Here is a 17,579-nt window from a genome sequence, read left to right as displayed (position 1 = left end):
TTCGCTAGTCGAACAGCACGGCCGGGTTCAGATAGCCGGTGGGATCGAACGCGGACTTCACCACCCGCATCGCGGCGATGTCGGCCTGGCTGCGGGCCATCGACACGTAGTGGCGTTTGCGGCTCCCGACGCCGTGTTCGGAGCTGACGTTGCCGCCCATGCCCGCGATCAAGTCCATCATCGCCGTGTACAGCCCCTGCTCCGCGGCGCCGGTCAGCGCGCAGCGCACGATGTTGAGGTGCAGATTTCCCTCCCCGATGTGCCCGAACAGCACCGGCAGGGCCTCGGGTGCGTGCTCGGCCACCAGCTCGGTCGACGCGTCGGCGAACCCGGAGACCGCCGAAAGCGGCAGTGACACATCGAACTTCAGCGGTGGGCCGTACACGCCGAGGACCTCGGCGACGGCCTCGCGGACCTGCCAGAGCCGTTGTTGCGCGGTGGCGTCCACGCCGACGGCCGGCTCGCCGGCCAGCTCCGCGTCGGCCAGCGCGTCGGCGAGGCGTTCGGTGAGGTCGTCACCCGTCTGGTCTCCGGCCAGCTCGATGAGCAGCTGCCAGGCGCCGTCCACGGGTGCGGCGACGCCGACGTGCTCGGCGGTCAGGGCGCTGGCCCGGGCGTCGATCAGCTCGAGCGCGGCGATGCCCTCGATGTCGCGGAACACCCGGCCGGTGGCGACCAGCGCGTCGAGGTCGGCGAAACCGCAGATCGCGGTGACGCGGGTGCGGGGCGCCGGGTACAGGCGCAGGTCCAGCCCGGTGATCACGCCGAGAGTGCCCTCGGCGCCGACGAACAGTGCGGTGAGGTCGTAGCCGGTGTTGTCGCTGCGGACCTCGCTGTGCCGGTGCACCACCGACCCGTCGGGCAGCACGACGTCGAGTCCGATCACCTGCTCGCCCATGTTGCCGTAGCAGACCGTGCGCAGGCCCCCGGCGTTGGTGGAGGCCATGCCGCCGACGGTGGCCGAATCCCGGGCGGCCAGGTCGACACCGAACACCAGCCCGGCCGCGCCGGCGGCGCGCTGCACCTCGGCCAGCGTCACCCCGGCGCCGACGTGCACCCGGCGCTCGGCCACGTCCACGTCGCCGATGTCACGCAGCCGCTCGGTGGACAGCAGCACGTCGTCGTTCTCCGGGACGGTGCCCGCGACCAGGGAGGTGCGGCCGCCCTGCACGGTGACGCGCACGCCGGCCGCCCGGCACGCCCGCAGCACGTCGGAGACCTCGGCGCTCGACCCCGGCCGCACCAGCGTGCTGGCGCGGCCCCGATAGCGGCCGGTGTGGTCGACACTGCGGCCGGCCAGCACGTCGGGATCGGTGCTGACATGGCGGGATCCGACGATCGCCGACAGTCGTGCGGTTAGCGGTTCGGTCACCGGTCGGGTGTACCACACCCGCTCAGCGCCAGGAACGCCCCCAACTCCACCAACCGCTCCGGGGTGGTCGGCAGGTATTCGGTCAGCGCCGTGGAACGCACGATCAGCGCGAGGTACTTGGCCCGGCTCACCGCGACGTTGAGCCGGTTCCGGTTGAGCAGGAACGCGACTCCGCGGGGGACGTCATCGACGGAGGACGCCGTCATCGAGACGAACACCACCGGCGCCTGCTGGCCCTGGAACTTGTCGACGGTGCCCGCACGGACCCCGTTCAGGCCCGCCGCGTCGAGCCGGCGACGGACCAGCACGACCTGGCTGTTGTAGGGCGTGACCACCAGGACGTCGGCCTGGCGCAGCGGACGGGTGCCGTTCTCATCGGTCCACGCGGTGCCCAGCAGGCGCCGGATCTCGTCGACGATCGCCCCGGCTTCCTCGGGGCTCTCGGTCGCGTTGCCGCTGTGGGGCACCGGCATCGTCCGCAGCCCGGGTGCGATGCCGTCGAGTCGGCGCGCCGCGGCGATCTCGTCGGCCGAACGCAGCCGGTTGTCGTAGGACAGCCGTGACACCGCGTGGCACACGGCGGGATGCATGCGGTAGGACCGGTCGAGGAAGTACCCGCGTTCGGGCGGCAGGGTGTGCTGCCCCTCGACCAGCCAGCCGAGTGCCGAACGGTCGACCGGTTCGGGATGGGTGCCCTGGCTGACCTGGGGGAGCTGCTGGGGGTCGCCGAGCAGCAGCAGGTTACGGGCCGCCCGCGACACCGCGATGGTGTTGGCGAGGCTGAACTGACCGGCCTCCTCGACGACCAGCAGGTCCAGGCTGCGTTCGCCGATCTTGTTGGCGTTGGCGAAGTCCCACGCCGTGCCGCCGACCACGCAACCGCCGTCTCGGGCGAGGAAGCCGGCGTAGTCGTGGCGACCCAGTTCGGTCCAGCCGGTGTTGACGGTCTGTAGTTTCTTGCCGACCCGGTCGCCGCCGACGCCGGCGGCCATCACGTCGCCGAACAGGTTCTCGACCACCGCGTGCGACTGTGCCACCACGCCGACCCGCCAGCCGTGTGCGTTGACCAGTGTCGCGATCACCCGTGCGGCGGTGAACGTCTTCCCGGTGCCCGGCGGTCCGTGCACGGCCAGGTAGGAATCCTGCAGGCCGAGCAGTGCCGCGGTGATGTCATCGGCGGGGATTCCGCTGCGGGGCAGTGGTTTTCCGCTGTGGGTGCGGGGCGGGCGGCGCAACAACAGGTCCGTCATCGCATCGTCGGGCAGCGCGGGCAGACCGTCGGCGTAATCGGCTGCGGCGGCGGCGATCGCTTCGCGCAGTTGCCCGGTGCCGAAGGGCGGGCCCGGGGTCAGCGCGAACGGTGTCCGGGAGAACGTGTCGGCGTCCTTGGGTTGCCGCTCGGCGATCACGACCTCGGTGGGCACGTCGGGGTCGTCGCAGCCGATGACTTTCACCTTGCCGAACCCGCGGCGGTCCGGGTCCTCGGCCAGGCCGGCCGGCGACGGGGGATCGTAGAGCGCGTACATGTCCTCGGTCAGCTCGCCGGCGGCGATCTCGCCGAACAACCGAAGGTGCCGTTGCGGTTTGCGGGCCCGCGGTGGCAGGTGCCAGTCGGTGACGATGTCGTGGTCCTCGACGATGAACACGCCGGCGCTGTCGGCCCATTCCTCGACCGGGTTGTTGACCCGGTCGAAGTGGCCCCACCAGAACGGCTTGTCTTCGCGCTGGTGAAAGCCCTTGGCTGCGGCCACCATCGCCACCGCGGTCTGCTCGGGCGTGCGCTCGGCCACACCGTCGCCGGCGAACTTCAGCAGCCTGCGTTCCACGGCGTCGACCTCGGCGGCGGCTTGCGGGTCCGGGCCGGCCGCCACCTGCGGGCCGCGGGGCGGCACGCCCGACTCGATGGCGCGCGCCACCAGCCAGTCGCGCAGCCGGCGCGTCGAGCGGCAGTCGTAGCGGTTGTACTCCTCGATCTCCTTGAGCACCGTCGCCGCCTCGTCGGTGCGGCCGGCGTCACGCAGGTCGCAGTAGCGGGCGTACTCGGTGATCGATGCGGTCGCCGTGGTGACCTCGCCGGTGCGCAACTCGTTGCCCATGTAGAGCGGTTCGAGGCTCTTGATGCTGTAGTTCTCGGTGCCGACCCGGATGCTCTTGCGCACCAACGGGTAGAGGTCGACGAGCACGCCTTCGCGGAGCAGCGCGTCGACCTCCCGCTCGCCCTCGCCGTAGCGGCCGGCCAGCCGCAGCAGTGCGCTCTTCTCGTAGGCCGCATAGTGGTAGATGTGCATGTGGGGGTGGCGGCGGCGGCGCTTGCCCACCATCGACAGGAAGTCGCGCAGCGCCTGCCGTTCGTCGGGCCGGTCGTGCGCCCAGAACGGATGGAACTCGTCGGTGGTGGTGAGCACACCCCACAGGTATTCCAGACCCCACTCCCGGCCGTCGGCCGTCCACAGCGGGTCGCCCTCGAAGTCGAAGAACAGATCGCCCTTGTCCGCGTCGGGCAGCACCATCAACGGCTGCGGATCGACGACCCGGTAGGGCGGCTTGCCGTCGACCGGCCCGGCCACCTGCAGCCGGGCCTGCTCGGTCAGCGCCGATACGGTCCTGGCCGCCAGCTCGGGCACCGGGCCGCGGTGGTTGGCGAGCTCGTGCACGGTGGTGATGCCCGCGTCGATCAGCCGGGCGCGCTGGCTGACCCGCATGCCCGCCACCAGCAGCAGGTCGTCGCCGGCCCGGACCTCGGCCTCGCATTCGGCGCACTGCAGGCAGGCCCGCACGCTGTCGTCCTCCCAGGCCACCGGCGTGCCGGCGGCCAGGTGGCGGTCGAGCAGCCGTCGCAGCGCGTCGCGGCGGGGGCGGTAGACGGGCAGCAGTTCGTCGATCGGGTAGCTGACGGCGGTGGAGTCGCCGAGCACCAGGTCGACCGCCGGCGCCACCGGTACGCCGGCGCGGGTCAGCGTCTCGGCGTAGGCAGCCAGCTGCAGCAGTGCCTCGACCTTGACCGAGCGAGCCAGCTTGGTGTCGCGCAACCGGTAGCGCGGCCCGTCGTCGGACTGCTCGAGCACCAGGAAGTCGGCGAACCCAGCGAACCGCCCGTCGAACATCGCGGCCTGGTAGATGACGGGTGCCCGCCGCTCGATCGCCCGTAGCGTCTGGTCCGCCGCCGCGGTCAGGCCGGCGACGGTGTAGTCCGGCCTGCCGATGACGGTGACGTCGGCGTCGGCGCGCAGTGCGTCGAGGTGCCGCCGTTCGTGCGCGTCGCCGAGGTCGGCGGTGCGGGCCAGCAGTTCGTCGTCACTGCGGATCGCGGGCCCCCGGCCGAGCCGGGCGTCGAAGGAGCGCAGCAGCGCATACTCGCAGCGCGCCGCCGCCGCGAGGTCGGAGGCGCTGTAGACGACGCGGTCCCCACCCGCATCGCTGGCCACGAACACGCAGTCACTGTAGGCGAGCGCCCCGACACCTCGGCGCGGGCGCGGGCGCTCAGCCCGGCGTGTTGCCGATCAGCTCCACAGCGCTGCCGTTCCAGCGGAACTTCACCACGCTGTCCAGGCCGGGTACGCCGCCGGAGTACTTCAGTGCCACCGTGTCCCCGGTGGTCTCCGAAGACTCCAGCCCGTTGAAGCCGTAGGTGTCGGGCACGCCGGTCGGGATGAACTTGCCCAGGTGGAACAGCAGTGCCCGGGTGTTGGGATTCTCCGAGTTCGTGTTGGCCCTGACGATCACCGCCGACAACTGGGCGCACTCGTTGTAGTTGCCGGCCAGCGGTTCGGCCCGCCAGCCCTGGTCGCTGCGCGGGTCACGGGGCAGCTCGGAGATGGCCCGGACGACCTCGGGTGCGGCCAGGTTCACCGCGCACGGATCGCCGGCGGTGCCGGTGCCCGGTGCGCCCGAGGCCACGGTCGGCGGAGGCTGCGCGGCGGCGGTCGGCGGGGGCCCCGGCGTCTCGGACACCGCCGTCGGCCCCGGTGTCTTGGACACCGTGGAGTCGCCGGAACCGCACCCCGCGACGGTCAGCACGATGGCACCTGCCGCGACGCCGATGACCGCCGCCCACTTCACACCTGGGCACCGTACCGGACCGTGACGGGTGCCCCGCCAGGCGCGCGGCGGGGAATCGCCCCGACTGGCACTAGAATCACCACTCGATGACGTCCTCGAACGAGGCGACCGGCAGCGCTGACCTGACCGGCGACCTGACCTTTGCCGACCTGCAGATACACCCGGCGGTGCTGCAGGCCGTCGGCGATGTCGGATACGAGTCGCCCTCGCCCATCCAGGCGGCGACCATTCCGGCCATGCTCGCGGGCTCCGACGTGGTCGGGCTGGCCCAGACCGGAACGGGCAAGACGGCGGCCTTCGCCATCCCGATCCTGTCGAAGATCGACACCGCGAGCCGCAACACGCAGGCCCTCGTGCTGGCGCCGACCCGTGAGCTCGCGCTGCAGGTCGCGGAGGCGTTCAGCCGCTACGGCGCCCACCTGGACGTGCACGTTCTACCCGTCTACGGTGGCAGCTCCTATGGTCCCCAGCTGGCCGGTCTGCGGCGCGGGGCCCAGGTGGTCGTCGGCACCCCGGGCCGGGTGATCGACCACCTGGAGAAGGGCAGCCTCGACCTGTCCCGTCTGGACTACCTGGTACTCGACGAAGCCGACGAGATGCTGCAGATGGGCTTCGCCGAGGACGTCGAGCGCATCCTGTCCGACACCCCGGAGTACAAGCAGGTCGCGTTGTTCTCGGCGACGATGCCGCCCGGCATCCGCAAGATCACCACGAAGTACCTGCACGATCCGGTCGAGGTGACGGTCAAGGCCAAGACGCAGACCGCCGAGAACATCACCCAGCGCTACGTGCAGGTGGCCGGTCCGCGCAAGATGGACGCGCTGACGCGGCTGCTGGAGGTCGAGCCCTTCGAGGCGATGATCGTCTTCGTCCGGACCAAGCAGGCCACCGAGGAGGTCGCCGAGAAGCTCCGCGCGCGGGGATTCTCCGCGGCCGCGATCAACGGTGACATCCCACAGGCCGTGCGCGAACGCACCATCGGTGCGCTGAAGGACGGATCGATCGACATCCTGATCGCGACCGACGTGGCGGCGCGCGGCCTGGACGTCGAGCGCATCTCCCATGTGCTGAACTACGACATCCCGCACGACCCGGAGTCCTACGTGCACCGCATCGGGCGTACCGGCCGCGCCGGACGGTCGGGCACCGCGCTGCTGTTCGTGACCCCGCGGGAACGCCATCTGCTCAACTCGATCGAACGGGTCACCCGGCAGAAGCTCGTCGAGTCGGAGCTGCCGTCGGTCGACGACGTCAACGAGAAGCGGGTGGCCAAGTTCCGTGACTCGATCACCTCGGCTCTCTCGTCGCCGGGAATCGATCTGTTCCGCAGGCTGATCGAGGGCTACGAGCGCGACCACGACGTGCCGATGGCCGACATCGCCGCGGCGCTGGCGCTGCAGAGCCGCGACGGCGAAGAGTTCCTGATGACCGAGCCTCCGCCCGACACCCGGCGGGAGCGCAAGGAGCGTCCGGCGCGTGAGGACCGGCCGCCCCGTGAGCGGCGTGGTGACCTTGCGACGTACCGGATCTCGGTGGGTAAGCGGCACAAGGTGGCACCCGGCGCGATCGTGGGCGCCATCGCCAACGAGGGTGGCCTGCACCGCAGCGACTTCGGCCACATCTCGATCAGGCTGGATTACTCCCTGGTCGAACTGCCTGCGGACCTGTCCGGGAAGACGCTGAAAGCGCTGGAGCACACCAGGATCCAGGGGCAGCTGATCAACCTGCAACCCGACCGCGGGCCCAAGCCGCACCGGGGTAAGACCAAGTCGAAGTGAGCCTGTCCGCCAGATCCGACGACGTCGACGACGTCGGAGGTCTGGAATCGGTCACCACCACGCGGCGGGTCGCCTCGCTGACCGGCATCCGCGCGGTCGCCGCGCTGCTGGTGGTGCTGACCCACGCGGCATACACCACCGGCAGGTACCCGCAGGGCTATGCCGGGCTGGTGTTCTCCCGGATGGAGATCGGCGTGCCGATCTTCTTCGTGCTGTCCGGGTACCTGCTGTTCGCGCCGTGGGTGAATGCCGCCGCGACGGCTGGCCCCGCGCCGTCGGTGCGCCGCTACACCTGGCACCGGGTGCGCCGGATCATGCCGGCCTACGTCGTCACGGTGCTGGCGGCCTATCTCGTGTACCACTTCCGCACCGCGGGCCCGAACCCGGGCCACAGCTGGGAGGGGCTGCTCCGCAACCTGACGCTGACCCAGATCTACACCGATGACTACCTGTATTCGTTTCTGCACCAGGGTCTTACGCAGATGTGGAGCCTCGCGGTCGAGGTCGCGTTCTACGTCGCGCTGCCCGTGCTGGCCTACCTGCTGTTGGTCGTGCTGTGCCGGCGGCGCTGGCAGCCGCGGCTGTTGTTGGCGGGGTTGATGGCGGTCGCGCTGGTTTCACCGGCCTGGCTGATTCTGGTCCATACGGTGGACTGGTTACCCGACGGCGCCCGGCTGTGGCTGCCCGGTTATCTGGCGTGGTTCGTCGGCGGCATGATGCTCGCCGCGCTGCGACCGCTGGGCGTCAACGCCTACGCGCTGGTGTGCCTGCCGCTGGCGGTTGTCTGCTATCTCATCGTGTCGACGCCGATCGGCGGGGAGCCCACCACATCACCGGCCGAGTTGCGCGATGCGCTGGTGAAGTCCGCGTTCTATGCGGTGATCGCGACGTTGGTGGTGGCGCCGCTGGCGCTGGTGGGTCGCGGCGGCGGGCAGAACGGCCTGTACGCCCGGCTGCTGGCCAGCCGGCCGATGGTGTTCCTGGGGGAGATCTCCTACGAGATCTTCCTGATCCACCTGGTCACCATGGAGGTGGTGATGGTGGAGTTCCTGCACTACCCGATCTACACCGGCTCGGTGTGGCTGCTGTTCGCCGGGACCCTCGTCGTGACCGTGCCGCTGGCCTGGGTGCTGCACCGGTTCACCCGCGTGCGGGTCTGAGCGGCCGCCACGCGCGGAACCGCTCGCGGTGCTTGGCGAGGCCCGGCGTGGAAAGGTGAAGTTGTCTTCACACTCGACAACCGGTGTGAAGATATCTTCACGCCGGTGTGGCAGGTCCCGGGTGTGCCGGCCTACTGGGTGGCCTGGCGCGACGGGCTGGGCAACACGACGGGCACCATGAACTCCTCGAGCATCGACCGTTCGTCGTCGTCGTCATGGCCGGGGAACAGCATCAGCGAGGTCATCACCCGGACCAGCCAGCGCGCGCGGTGCGCGATCGTCTCGGGCTCGTCGGGGCCCAGTGAGATCACGAACGCCTCGGTCAGCGCCTTGATCACTTCCGACTGCTCGGCCATCTCGGCCCCGATCGGCCGCTGCGTGGTGGCGAACCACGATGCCAGCGCCGGGCTTTGGCGTACGTTGCGCAGCGAGGCGAGCATGCCCTCGATGAGCCGTTCCCGGGGGTCGGTCAGCGACGTGATCTGATCGGTCATCTCCTGGTAGAGCCGGTAGGACTCGCGGTGCACGTACGCGGTGTAGAGCGCTTCCCGGTTCTCGAAGTAGCGGTACAGCGTGGCCCTCGAACAGCCTGCGGCCGAGGCGATCTCGTGCATGCCGACGGTGGCGGCATCCTTCTTCGTGAACAGCTCGCCGGCGGCGTCCAGGATGCGGTCGGCGGCCACCTCGGTGCGGCGGGACGCCAGCCAGTCGCCGGCCATCAGCCGGTCACCCGGAACGGGACGGACAACGGCCTGCGCACGTAACTCCCGCCGGCCCAGGTGATTCCGGACTCGTCGACCTCGAAATCAGGTATCCGGGCCAGCAGTTCCTCCAGCGCCACCCGGGACTGCATCCGGGCTGCGGCCGCGCCGAGGCAGTGGTGTGCTCCGTGGCTGAAGGTCAGGATGTTGCGTGGCCTGCGGGTGACGTCGAGCTCGCCGGCGTCGGGGCCGTACTGGCGCTCGTCGCGGTTGGCCGAGCCGTACAGGAACATCGCCCGCCGTCCCTGCGGGATGGTGACGTCACCGATCGTCACGTCGCGTGTCACGGTGCGGCCCAGCATCTGCACCGGCGAGGTGAGCCGCAACAGCTCGTCTACCGCGTCGGGGATCAGGCCGGGGTTCTCGGCCAGCAGCCGGCGCTGGTCGGGACGCCGATGCAGCAACTGCACCGAGCCGCCGAGCATGCCGGTGGTGGTGTCGTTGCCGCCGGTGACCATCGTGAACGTGAAGGCCAGGATGGACAGCACCCCGGCGATGTCGCCGTCGGCCCCGACACCGGCGGCGACCAGATGCGACACGGTGTCGTCTTCCGGCTCGACGCGGCGGCGCTCGATCAGCGCGGTGAAGTAGGCCATCATCCCGCCCAGCGCATCGCCCAGCGTCTCGAGAGCGCCGCCGACACCGCCCTGGGCCGTGTTGGCGGCCACGATCGCGTCGGTCCAGCCGTCGAACTGGCCGCGGTCCTCCTCGGGCACCCCGAGATAGTGCGCCACCACCATCGACGGCAGCGGTTTGAACAGTTCGGCGACGATGTCGCCGCCGCCCCGGGCGCGCAGCGCCTCCAGGCGGGTCACCACGAACTCCCGCACCTTGGGTTCGACGGCCTCGACCTGACGTGGGGTGAATCCCCGCGAGACCAGCTTGCGGAACTCGGTGTGTGCCGGCGGGTCCTGCATGACCATCGGCGGGTTGTCGGCCAGGCCGATCAGATCCAGTTCGCCGTAGTTGACGGTGAGGCCCTGCGCCGAGGAGAACGTCTCGTGGTCGCGGGCGGCCGCCCAGATGTCGGCGTGGCGGGACAGCACGTAGTAGTCCCCTGGCTCGTCACTGTCCGGCCGATCCTCGGGGACGACGTGGTGGACCGGATCGTGATCACGCAGGGCGCGGTACATCGGCCACGGATCGGACCAGGTGGATGCGTCGGCCAGCTCGAACCGGGCCGGCGAATTCTGAGACAGAATCGCAGTCATGTCTTATGAATACGACAGGTCACCCTAGCGCGTCAATAGATTGGGCAGGATTGTGACTCCCCGACCGGGAACGGTTCAACGCCCACTGTGTGCCGTTACCGGCCCGAGCGACTGACTCGTCAGCGGAACGTCATCATCGATCGGCCGTCGGCCGTCGTCTTCTCGAGATGGCCGTGTTCGTTCACCGAGATGACCGATGCGCCCTGCCTGCCCACGATCAGTTTGGTGATCGATGCGTTGATCATGGTGCGGGAGAGCCGGATCCAGCTGGGGCCGTCCAGTCCCCACAGTCCGGCCAGCACCTGGGTGATCGTCCCGGACGACGACGCCACCACCACGGTCTGGCCCCGGCCGGCGCGCGGCAGCACCGACGCCAGCGCTGCGGCGCACCGATCCCGATACTGGGCATACGTCTCGCCGCCGGCGGCGGGTGCACCGCCGGCCACCCACTCGGCCAGCGCGTCGTCGACGTCGCGCTGGAGGTCCTGGCCCGACATCGACACCGCGCGCCCGTCGCGGCCGAGGATTGCGTCCATGTCGTATTCGTCCCAGTGCGAGTGGCCGGCGGCGGACAGGCCGTCGCCGGCCGCCGGCAGGATCAGGTCGAGCGTCTGTCGTTGCCGCACGAGGTCACCCGACTCCGCCCAGTCCAGCGACCCGATTCGCCCCGCCAGTGCACTGCCGGTGCATTCCGCCTGTGCGCGACCGAGTTCGGTCAGCCCGCCCATCTCGGGCGACAGGGCGCCCGCGCCATAGGCGGTCGCGCGCGCCTGGCCGTGGCGCACCAGATAGACGACGCCCACGGCTAGATCGCGGCTCCGGGGTTGAGGATCCCGTCCGGGTCGAGCGCCTGCTTGATCCGCCGGTTGAGCTCCATCGCCTCCGGTCCGAGTTGCCCGGCCAGCCAGGGCCGCTTGAGGCGACCGACACCGTGCTCGCCGGTGATCGTGCCGCCCAGGCTGACGGCCAGGTCCATGATCTCGCCGAACGCGGTCTGGGCGCGCTGCTCCATCGCGGCGTCGGCGGGATCGAACACGATCAGCGGGTGGGTGTTGCCGTCGCCGGCATGCGCGATCACCGAGATGGTCAGGTCGTGGTTGGCGGCGATCTTGGCGACCCCGCTGACGAGCTCGGCCAGCGCGGGCAGCGGCACCCCGACGTCCTCGAGCAGCAGCGAGCCCTTGGCCTCGACCGCCGGGATCGCGAAGCGCCGGGCGGCGACGAACGCCTCGCCCTCGTCGGGGTCCGACGTCGAGAACACCTCCGTGGCACCGTGTTCGGCGAACACCCCCGCCATGAACTCGGCATCCTGCGCGCCGGCCGGGCCGCGGTCGTCGCTGGCGGCGACCATCATCGCGGCGGCACCACGGTCCAGGCCCATCCGCAACTTGTCCTCGACGGCGTTGATCGCCACCGCGTCCATGAACTCCAGCATCGACGGCCGGATCTTGCCGGTGATGGCGACGACGGCGCCCGCCGCCGACTCCACCGAGTCGAACGTGGCCACCACGGTGCACGCCGGGTGCTGGGCCGGCAGCAGCTTGAGCGTGACCTCGGTGACCACGCCCAGGGTGCCCTCGCTGCCGACGAACAGCTTGGTCAGCGGGAGCCCGGCGACGTCCTTGAGCCGTGGCCCGCCCAGCCGGACCGCGGTGCCGTCGGCCAGCACCACCTGCAGGCCCAGCACATAGTCGGTGGTGACGCCGTACTTCACGCAACACAGCCCGCCGGCGTTGGTGGCGATGTTGCCTCCGATGCTGCAGATCTCGAACGACGACGGGTCCGGCGGGTACCACAGCCCGTACTCGGCGACGGCCTTCTTCACCTCGGCGTTGAGCAGGCCGGGCTGGGCGACCGCGGTGCGGGTGACCGGGTCGACGGTGATGTCGCGCATCTTCTCGGTGGACAGCACGATTCCGCCGTCGAGCGCGGTGGCGCCGCCGGACAGCCCGGTCCCCATTCCGCGCGGGACGACCGCGACACGGTGCTCGGTGGCCCAGCGCAGCACGGCCTGCACCTCTTCGGTGCGGCGCGGCCGGACCACCGCCAGCGGGGTGCCCGCGTGTGGATCGGCGGCGCGATCGTGCCGGTAGGACCCGAGGATGTCGGGATCGGTGACGACGGCGCCCTCGGGGAGGGTGGCGATCAGTTGCGGCAACGCTGACTGCACAGCCGTCAGTCTAGGGCGCGCGAAGGATGGTTGACCGCGGCGATGTGATGTTACCGACGTGTTACGGCTATTGTCGTCGCATGCGAGACAGCGTCGTCTTCGCCCAGGTGAAGTCGTTACAGCAGAGAAGAGAATCCGCCGACCTGTCGGCCAGCGCACTGGAGATCCACGTGCGTGCCGTCGTCGACAGTGCGAGGTCGCCGTACCCGGCGTTCGTGGCCGACGCCCGCCTGGACGCGATCGCGCCGGGCCCGGTCACCACGATGGCCGCGCTGGAGCTGTGCCTGGTCGGCCTGTGGTACCGCGCCTCCGGCGGCTACGTGATCGCCGACCTCGATCTGGTCGAGCGGATCTCGGAGCCCACCGGGCGGCGCTGGCTACGCGCGGTCGTCACGTACCTCCGGGGTTGACTCAGCCCGATCTGACGTCGGCCGGTCCGGTCTCGTCCAGCTCGCGCAGCGCGGGCAGGAACAGCGCCAGCACGCCCAGCGCCAGCATCGGTAGCGACAACGCCAGAAACGTCGCGTGCAGACCCGTCGCGTCGGCGAGCGGACCGGCCAGGATCAGGCCCAGCGGCCCGGCTGCATATGCCAGCGACCCCATCACCCCGACCACCCGGCCGCGCAGGTGCTGGGGCGCGCGGGTCTGCATCACGTAGTTGTAGATCGGCGCGATCGGCCCGTAGACGAACCCGACGACCGCGCACAGCACCAGGATGATCGGCAGCGGCGGCAGAAAAGCGATGACCGTCATCGCCACGCCCAGCGTCAGCACCGCGATCAGCATGACCGCACGCTTGCTGAGGTACTTCGACATCACCGCGTAGCCCAGTGCGCCGACCAGGCCGCCGATGCTCAGCGCCATCAGCACCCAGCCGAGCTGCGCCGGCTCGTCGCGGTCGGTGAAGTACTTCGGGAACAGCACGCTCTCCATCGGCATGTACAGGCCGGTGGCCGCCAGGTCGATGAACGCCAGCGTGCGCAGCACCCTGTTGTTCCAGACGAACCGCAGACCCTCGACGATGCCGGCCCACACCCCGGCGGAGAGCGCGGTCGGGTCCGGTCTGCCGGCCCCTTCCAGACGCAGCACGCCGATCGCGAGGATCGACAGGCAGAACGCCCCCGCCGTCACCCACATCGTGTTCACGCCGCCGAGCGTGGCGATCAGCAGGCCGCCGATTCCGGGCCCGACGATGTAGGCCAGATTGAACACCGCCTCGTAGACCGAGTTGGCGTGGTCGAGCGTCCAGCCGGCGCGGGTCGCCGCCTCGGGCAGCATCGTCTCGCGCGCCGTCATCCCCGCCGGGTCGAACAACGCCCCCAGCGCCGCCAGCCCGGCCAGCACCGCCACGTTGATCACCTCGGCGCCGAAGACCAGGGCCAGCACCGGCACCGTCGCGACCGACACCGCCGACAGCGCATCGGAGATCATCGACACCCGCCGGCGGCCCAGGAAATCCACCGCGGCACCGGCGATCAGCGTGGCGGCCAGCAGCGGAAGGGTGCCCGCCATCGCCACGATGGAGGCGTCGAGCGCGGAGCCGGTGCGCTGCAGCACCAGCCAGGGGAAGGCGACGATGGAGATGCCGTTGCCGGAACCCGCCATCAGTGCGGCGAACAGGATCAACAGCAGCGGGCCACGCCTGCTGCGAGGCGCACGGTCTGGCGTCATGGGTATCGCGGCGAATGTAGCAGCGCGCGGGCGGCCGCGACGGGCGAATTTTCCGATGGCGGTAGCCAGGGCCGCCCGGAGCGGGCGCTATCGCGGGAAAGCCCTGCCCGGCAACCGGTTCTGCGGAGCCGCTACCACTGAGCCGACACCGTGTCGGCGATCTGCTGTGCGATCCGCAGTGCCGAGTCGCCGGGTGCGGCGCTGCAGGTGTTGACGTCGACGATGATGTTGTTGCGTTGCACCAGTGCGCGTCCGCAGCCCCAGCCCGGTGCGGCGGCGTCCTGCTGCATCGCCGTGGTGCTCAGCGTGTCGTCGGTGCGGGTGATCGGTCCGGCCGACCACTGCGATCCGCTCTGCGTGTGGGTGTACTCATGGCAGGCCGGCCACTGCCCGGCCGACGCGTCGAAGAACTCCTGTGCCTTCTCCAGGTACGGGAACAGCACCACCGCCTGCTTCACGTAGTGGGTGAAATCGTCTCCGTCGTTGAGGCTCTGGTCGTGCTCGGCCCGGAAGCCGCTGTCGGCGTAGACCTGCATCTCGGCTGCGCCGTCGATCGCCAGGCACTCCGGCGGCGCCATGATGGCGCTGTTGTCCGACATCGAGGTCTGGGACTCCACGACGGTCATCACCGGCGTTCCCATCGCCGCGGCGATCTGTTCGGGTGTCTGGAGCAATCCGGACAACTCACGCTCCACCAGGGGTCGCGGGATCATCGTCCGGGTCGGTGTGGGCGACTCGGCATTGCTGATCGTGGTGCCGCATCCGGTCACCAGCACGCAGATGCCGGCAATGGCAGCCGTCGACAGTCGCATGTGTTACCTCAATCATCCGGCCAACGAAAAGCCTGGAGATCCATCGTGCGGCAGTGACATCGGTGGATGGCTGAGGGAGACGGTGTTTCGTGATAACGATGAACCGTGCTTCTTGGTAACAAATGATGCGCCGTTCGGGCGACGGCCGCGGCGCCGCAGCCGGCCTGCCGCACCCGGGTACCGGTGACCTTTTCGACTCGCCGGTGCGGCCGGGTTCGGGATGGCCGGGCGACCCGGCGTCGGCCCGCACCGCCGCCGCGGCCGGCCCCGCCGACGTGGTCCGGCTCGCGGCGGGCAGCACGACGGTGCACCGGCTCGATGCGCGGGTGTCGGTGTGCCGCGCCTGCCCGCGCCTGGTGCAGTGGCGTGAAGGCGTCGCCGTCGACAAGCGCAAGGCCTACGCCGACCAGCCCTACTGGGGCAGGCCCGCCCCCGGATTCGGGTCGGCCCGGCCGGCGATCTGGGTTCTCGGGCTGGCACCGGCCGCGCACGGGGCCAACCGCACCGGACGGGTCTTCACCGGCGACCGGTCCGGCGACTTCCTGTTCGGCTCGCTGTACCGGAGCGGCCTGGCCAACCAGCCGGCCTGCACCGACAGTGCCGACGGCCTGCAGCTCTCCGACGTGCGGGTGGTGGCCGCGGTGCGGTGCGCCCCACCGGCCAACGCGCCGCTGCCCGCCGAGCGGGAGACGTGCGCGCCGTGGCTGGACGCCGAGTGGCGGCTGACCGGCGCCTCGGTGGGGGTGATCGTCGCACTGGGCGGATTCGCCTGGCAGTCGGCGCTGGCGCTGATCCGTCGGGCCGGGGGTTCGGTGCCGACCCCGGCACTCCGGTTCGGCCACGGCGCCATCGCGCGATTGGAACTGCCGGACCGGGCGGTGGCGCTGCTGGGGTGCTACCACCCGAGCCAGCAGAACACTTTCACCGGCCGGCTGACCGCCGCGATGATGGACGACCTCTTCGCCACCGCCCAGGCGATTTCGGCGTGAATATCGCCGCCCGCCACCGCAGAGAATCACACCGAAATCGCCGGGAACAGGGGCACGGTCGAGTGGCGTTGTTCCGGTGATGCGGCTGTCCGTCCTCGATCTCGTCCCCGTGCGTTCCGACCAGAACACATCGCAGGCGCTGGCCGCCACCACGCGGCTGGCGCAGGCCGCCGACCGGTTGGGCTACACCCGCTACTGGGTCGCCGAGCACCACAACATGCCCTCCGTGGCGGCGACCAGCCCGCCGGTGCTGATCGCCCATCTGGCCGCGCACACGTCGGCGCTGCGGCTGGGGTCGGGCGGGGTGATGCTGCCCAACCACGCCCCGCTGGCCGTCGCCGAGCAGTTCGCCCTGCTGGAGGCCGCCCATCCCGGACGCATCGACCTCGGCCTCGGGCGGGCGCCGGGATCCGACCCGGTCACGTCGCTGGCGCTGCGTGGCGCGGCGGGGCGCGACGACCGCGACGTCGAGGCGTTCCCGTCCTACCTCGACGACGTGATGGCGCTGATGAGCAGCGCCGGGGTCCGGGTGCCGCTGCCCCGCGACCTGATGCGGGAGAACTACGTCCTCAAGGCCACCCCGGCCGCGGTGACCGAGCCGAAGATGTGGCTGCTCGGTTCGTCGATGTACTCCGCGCACCTGGCCGCCGCCAAGGGGCTGCCCTACGTGTTCGCCCACCACTTCTCGGGACAGGGCACCGACGAGGCGCTGCAGACCTACCGTCGGGAGTTCCGGCCCACGGGGCTGCCCGGCTTGCCGAGCGAGCCGCTGACCTTCCTGACCGTCAACGCGGCGGTGGCCGACACCGGCGAGGAGGCCGAACGCCTGATCCTGCCGAACCTGCAGATGATGGCCAAGCTGCGCACCGGGCAGCCGCTCGGACCACTTGATCTGGTCGAGGACGCCGAGCATCGCCACCTCAACCCCCGCGAGCTGGCCGTGGTGGACGCCGGACGGCGCCAGGCCGTGGTCGGCTCGCCGGCCGAGGCGGCCGATCGGCTGCGGGCGCTGGCCGAGCGGTTCGGGGTCGATGAGGTGATGATCCACCCGGTGGCCTCGGCGCACCGCGGTGTCGATCCGGCCACGGCGCCGGCCCGCGAGGCGACGCTGGAGCTGCTGGCCAAGGAACTGTTCTAGGACTTCGGCGTGAGCCTGACCACCGGGATCGGCCGCGACGTGCGCTTCTGATAGCCCTCGTACACATGGTGGTTGTGTTCGTTGACGTTGCGCCACAGCTCGGGATAGCGCGGATCGCCGGGAAGCACCGGCGCCGCGGTGACGGCGTATCGCTTCGTGCCGACGTTGATCTCGACGTCGGGGCGGGCCTTGAGGTTGTGATACCAGCCCGGGGCCCTGGGGTTGCCGCCCTTGGACGCGACGACCAGGTAGTCGTCGCCGTCACGGAAGTAGGACAGCGATGTCGTCCGCGGCTGCCCGGTCTTGGCCCCGACGGTGTGCAGCAGCAGCGCAGGCGCGATCCCGGGGACCGGGATGCGGTGCCCGATGCGCCCGTTGGTCCCCTTGTAGAGCTTGTTGTGCAGCACCAGTAGGGGAGAGCCGATGTTCCGCTCGACCCATCGTGTGATGTCCATCCG

The 17,579-nt window shown here is 70.5% G+C and carries 15 protein-coding genes; 5 read left to right on the top strand and 10 right to left on the bottom strand.

Annotated features, from left to right (window positions below; translation table 11 throughout):
- Positions 1-4: 4 nt before the first annotated feature.
- Genes JDV09_RS10160 through JDV09_RS10150 form a run of 3 tightly spaced genes read right to left on the bottom strand, consistent with a single transcriptional unit; the run spans position 5 to position 5,431 of the window.
- A complete protein-coding gene (locus tag JDV09_RS10160; protein WP_221368992.1) occupies positions 5-1,372 on the bottom strand; it encodes an FAD-binding oxidoreductase in 1,368 nt (455 codons plus the stop codon).
- Positions 1,369-4,803, bottom strand: a complete 3,435-nt coding sequence (locus tag JDV09_RS10155) for a TM0106 family RecB-like putative nuclease (RefSeq protein WP_221368991.1) — start codon at positions 4,801-4,803, stop codon at positions 1,369-1,371. The genes JDV09_RS10160 and JDV09_RS10155 overlap by 4 nt, the downstream gene beginning before the upstream one ends.
- 49 nt (positions 4,804-4,852) lie before the next feature.
- Positions 4,853-5,431, bottom strand: coding sequence for an LppP/LprE family lipoprotein (locus JDV09_RS10150; protein ID WP_221368990.1), 579 nt, complete (start codon positions 5,429-5,431; stop codon positions 4,853-4,855).
- Between the two features lie 86 nt (positions 5,432-5,517).
- On the opposite strand from JDV09_RS10150, the gene JDV09_RS10145 reads away from it, so the two are divergent.
- Together JDV09_RS10145 and JDV09_RS10140 are read left to right on the top strand one after the other, a co-directional pair.
- Positions 5,518-7,209: a DEAD/DEAH box helicase gene (locus JDV09_RS10145; RefSeq protein WP_221368989.1), complete on the top strand. Its 1,692-nt coding sequence runs from the start codon at positions 5,518-5,520 to the stop codon at positions 7,207-7,209.
- A complete protein-coding gene (locus JDV09_RS10140; RefSeq protein ID WP_308124072.1) occupies positions 7,206-8,369 on the top strand; it encodes an acyltransferase family protein in 1,164 nt (387 codons plus the stop codon). The genes JDV09_RS10145 and JDV09_RS10140 overlap by 4 nt, the downstream gene beginning before the upstream one ends.
- A 131-nt stretch (positions 8,370-8,500) precedes the next feature.
- Here JDV09_RS10140 and JDV09_RS10135 read toward each other — a convergent pair whose 3' ends face one another.
- The 4 genes from JDV09_RS10135 to JDV09_RS10120 form a co-directional block, all read right to left on the bottom strand.
- Positions 8,501-9,088, bottom strand: a complete 588-nt coding sequence (locus JDV09_RS10135) for a TetR/AcrR family transcriptional regulator (protein ID WP_221368988.1) — start codon at positions 9,086-9,088, stop codon at positions 8,501-8,503.
- Complete coding sequence (locus JDV09_RS10130) at positions 9,088-10,341, bottom strand: cytochrome P450 (RefSeq protein WP_221368987.1); 1,254 nt, start codon at positions 10,339-10,341, stop codon at positions 9,088-9,090. Before JDV09_RS10130 ends, JDV09_RS10135 begins: the two co-directional genes overlap by 1 nt.
- Positions 10,342-10,460: 119 nt before the next feature.
- On the bottom strand, positions 10,461-11,144 hold the full coding sequence (locus tag JDV09_RS10125; protein ID WP_221368986.1) for a histidine phosphatase family protein: 684 nt from the start codon (positions 11,142-11,144) through the stop codon (positions 10,461-10,463).
- Positions 11,145-11,146: 2 nt separating this feature from the next.
- Positions 11,147-12,520: an FAD-binding oxidoreductase gene (locus JDV09_RS10120; protein ID WP_304619766.1), complete on the bottom strand. Its 1,374-nt coding sequence runs from the start codon at positions 12,518-12,520 to the stop codon at positions 11,147-11,149.
- 71 nt (positions 12,521-12,591) lie between these two features.
- On the opposite strand from JDV09_RS10120, the gene JDV09_RS10115 reads away from it, so the two are divergent.
- Complete coding sequence (locus JDV09_RS10115) at positions 12,592-12,921, top strand: hypothetical protein (RefSeq protein ID WP_221368984.1); 330 nt, start codon at positions 12,592-12,594, stop codon at positions 12,919-12,921.
- Position 12,922: 1 nt separating this feature from the next.
- Here JDV09_RS10115 and tap read toward each other — a convergent pair whose 3' ends face one another.
- Positions 12,923-14,182 carry a multidrug efflux MFS transporter Tap gene (gene tap, locus JDV09_RS10110; protein WP_221368983.1) on the bottom strand — a complete coding sequence of 420 codons (1,260 nt, stop codon included), beginning with the start codon at positions 14,180-14,182 and terminating at the stop codon, positions 12,923-12,925.
- 131 nt (positions 14,183-14,313) lie between these two features.
- Complete coding sequence (locus JDV09_RS10105; protein WP_221368982.1) at positions 14,314-14,994, bottom strand: sensor domain-containing protein; 681 nt, start codon at positions 14,992-14,994, stop codon at positions 14,314-14,316.
- A 125-nt stretch (positions 14,995-15,119) separates the two neighbouring features.
- Between JDV09_RS10105 and JDV09_RS10100 the strand changes: the two genes are divergently transcribed.
- Both JDV09_RS10100 and JDV09_RS10095 read left to right on the top strand, forming a co-directional pair.
- Complete coding sequence (locus tag JDV09_RS10100; protein WP_221368981.1) at positions 15,120-15,983, top strand: uracil-DNA glycosylase; 864 nt, start codon at positions 15,120-15,122, stop codon at positions 15,981-15,983.
- Positions 15,984-16,062: 79 nt separating this feature from the next.
- A complete protein-coding gene (locus JDV09_RS10095) occupies positions 16,063-17,121 on the top strand; it encodes an LLM class flavin-dependent oxidoreductase (RefSeq protein ID WP_221368980.1) in 1,059 nt (352 codons plus the stop codon).
- Here the strand turns inward: JDV09_RS10095 and JDV09_RS10090 are convergent.
- Entirely contained in the window at positions 17,118-17,576 is a 459-nt protein-coding gene (locus JDV09_RS10090) for a nitroreductase family deazaflavin-dependent oxidoreductase (protein WP_221368979.1), read from the bottom strand. The two genes, JDV09_RS10095 and JDV09_RS10090, sit on opposite strands and share 4 nt — an antisense overlap.
- Between the last annotated feature and the right edge of the window lie 3 nt (positions 17,577-17,579).

Origin of the sequence: Mycolicibacterium xanthum, assembly GCF_019710635.1 — a bacterium.
In the GTDB taxonomy this organism is placed as follows: domain Bacteria; phylum Actinomycetota; class Actinomycetes; order Mycobacteriales; family Mycobacteriaceae; genus Mycobacterium; species Mycobacterium xanthum.
This window is presented reverse-complemented; position numbering and strand designations above follow the sequence as displayed.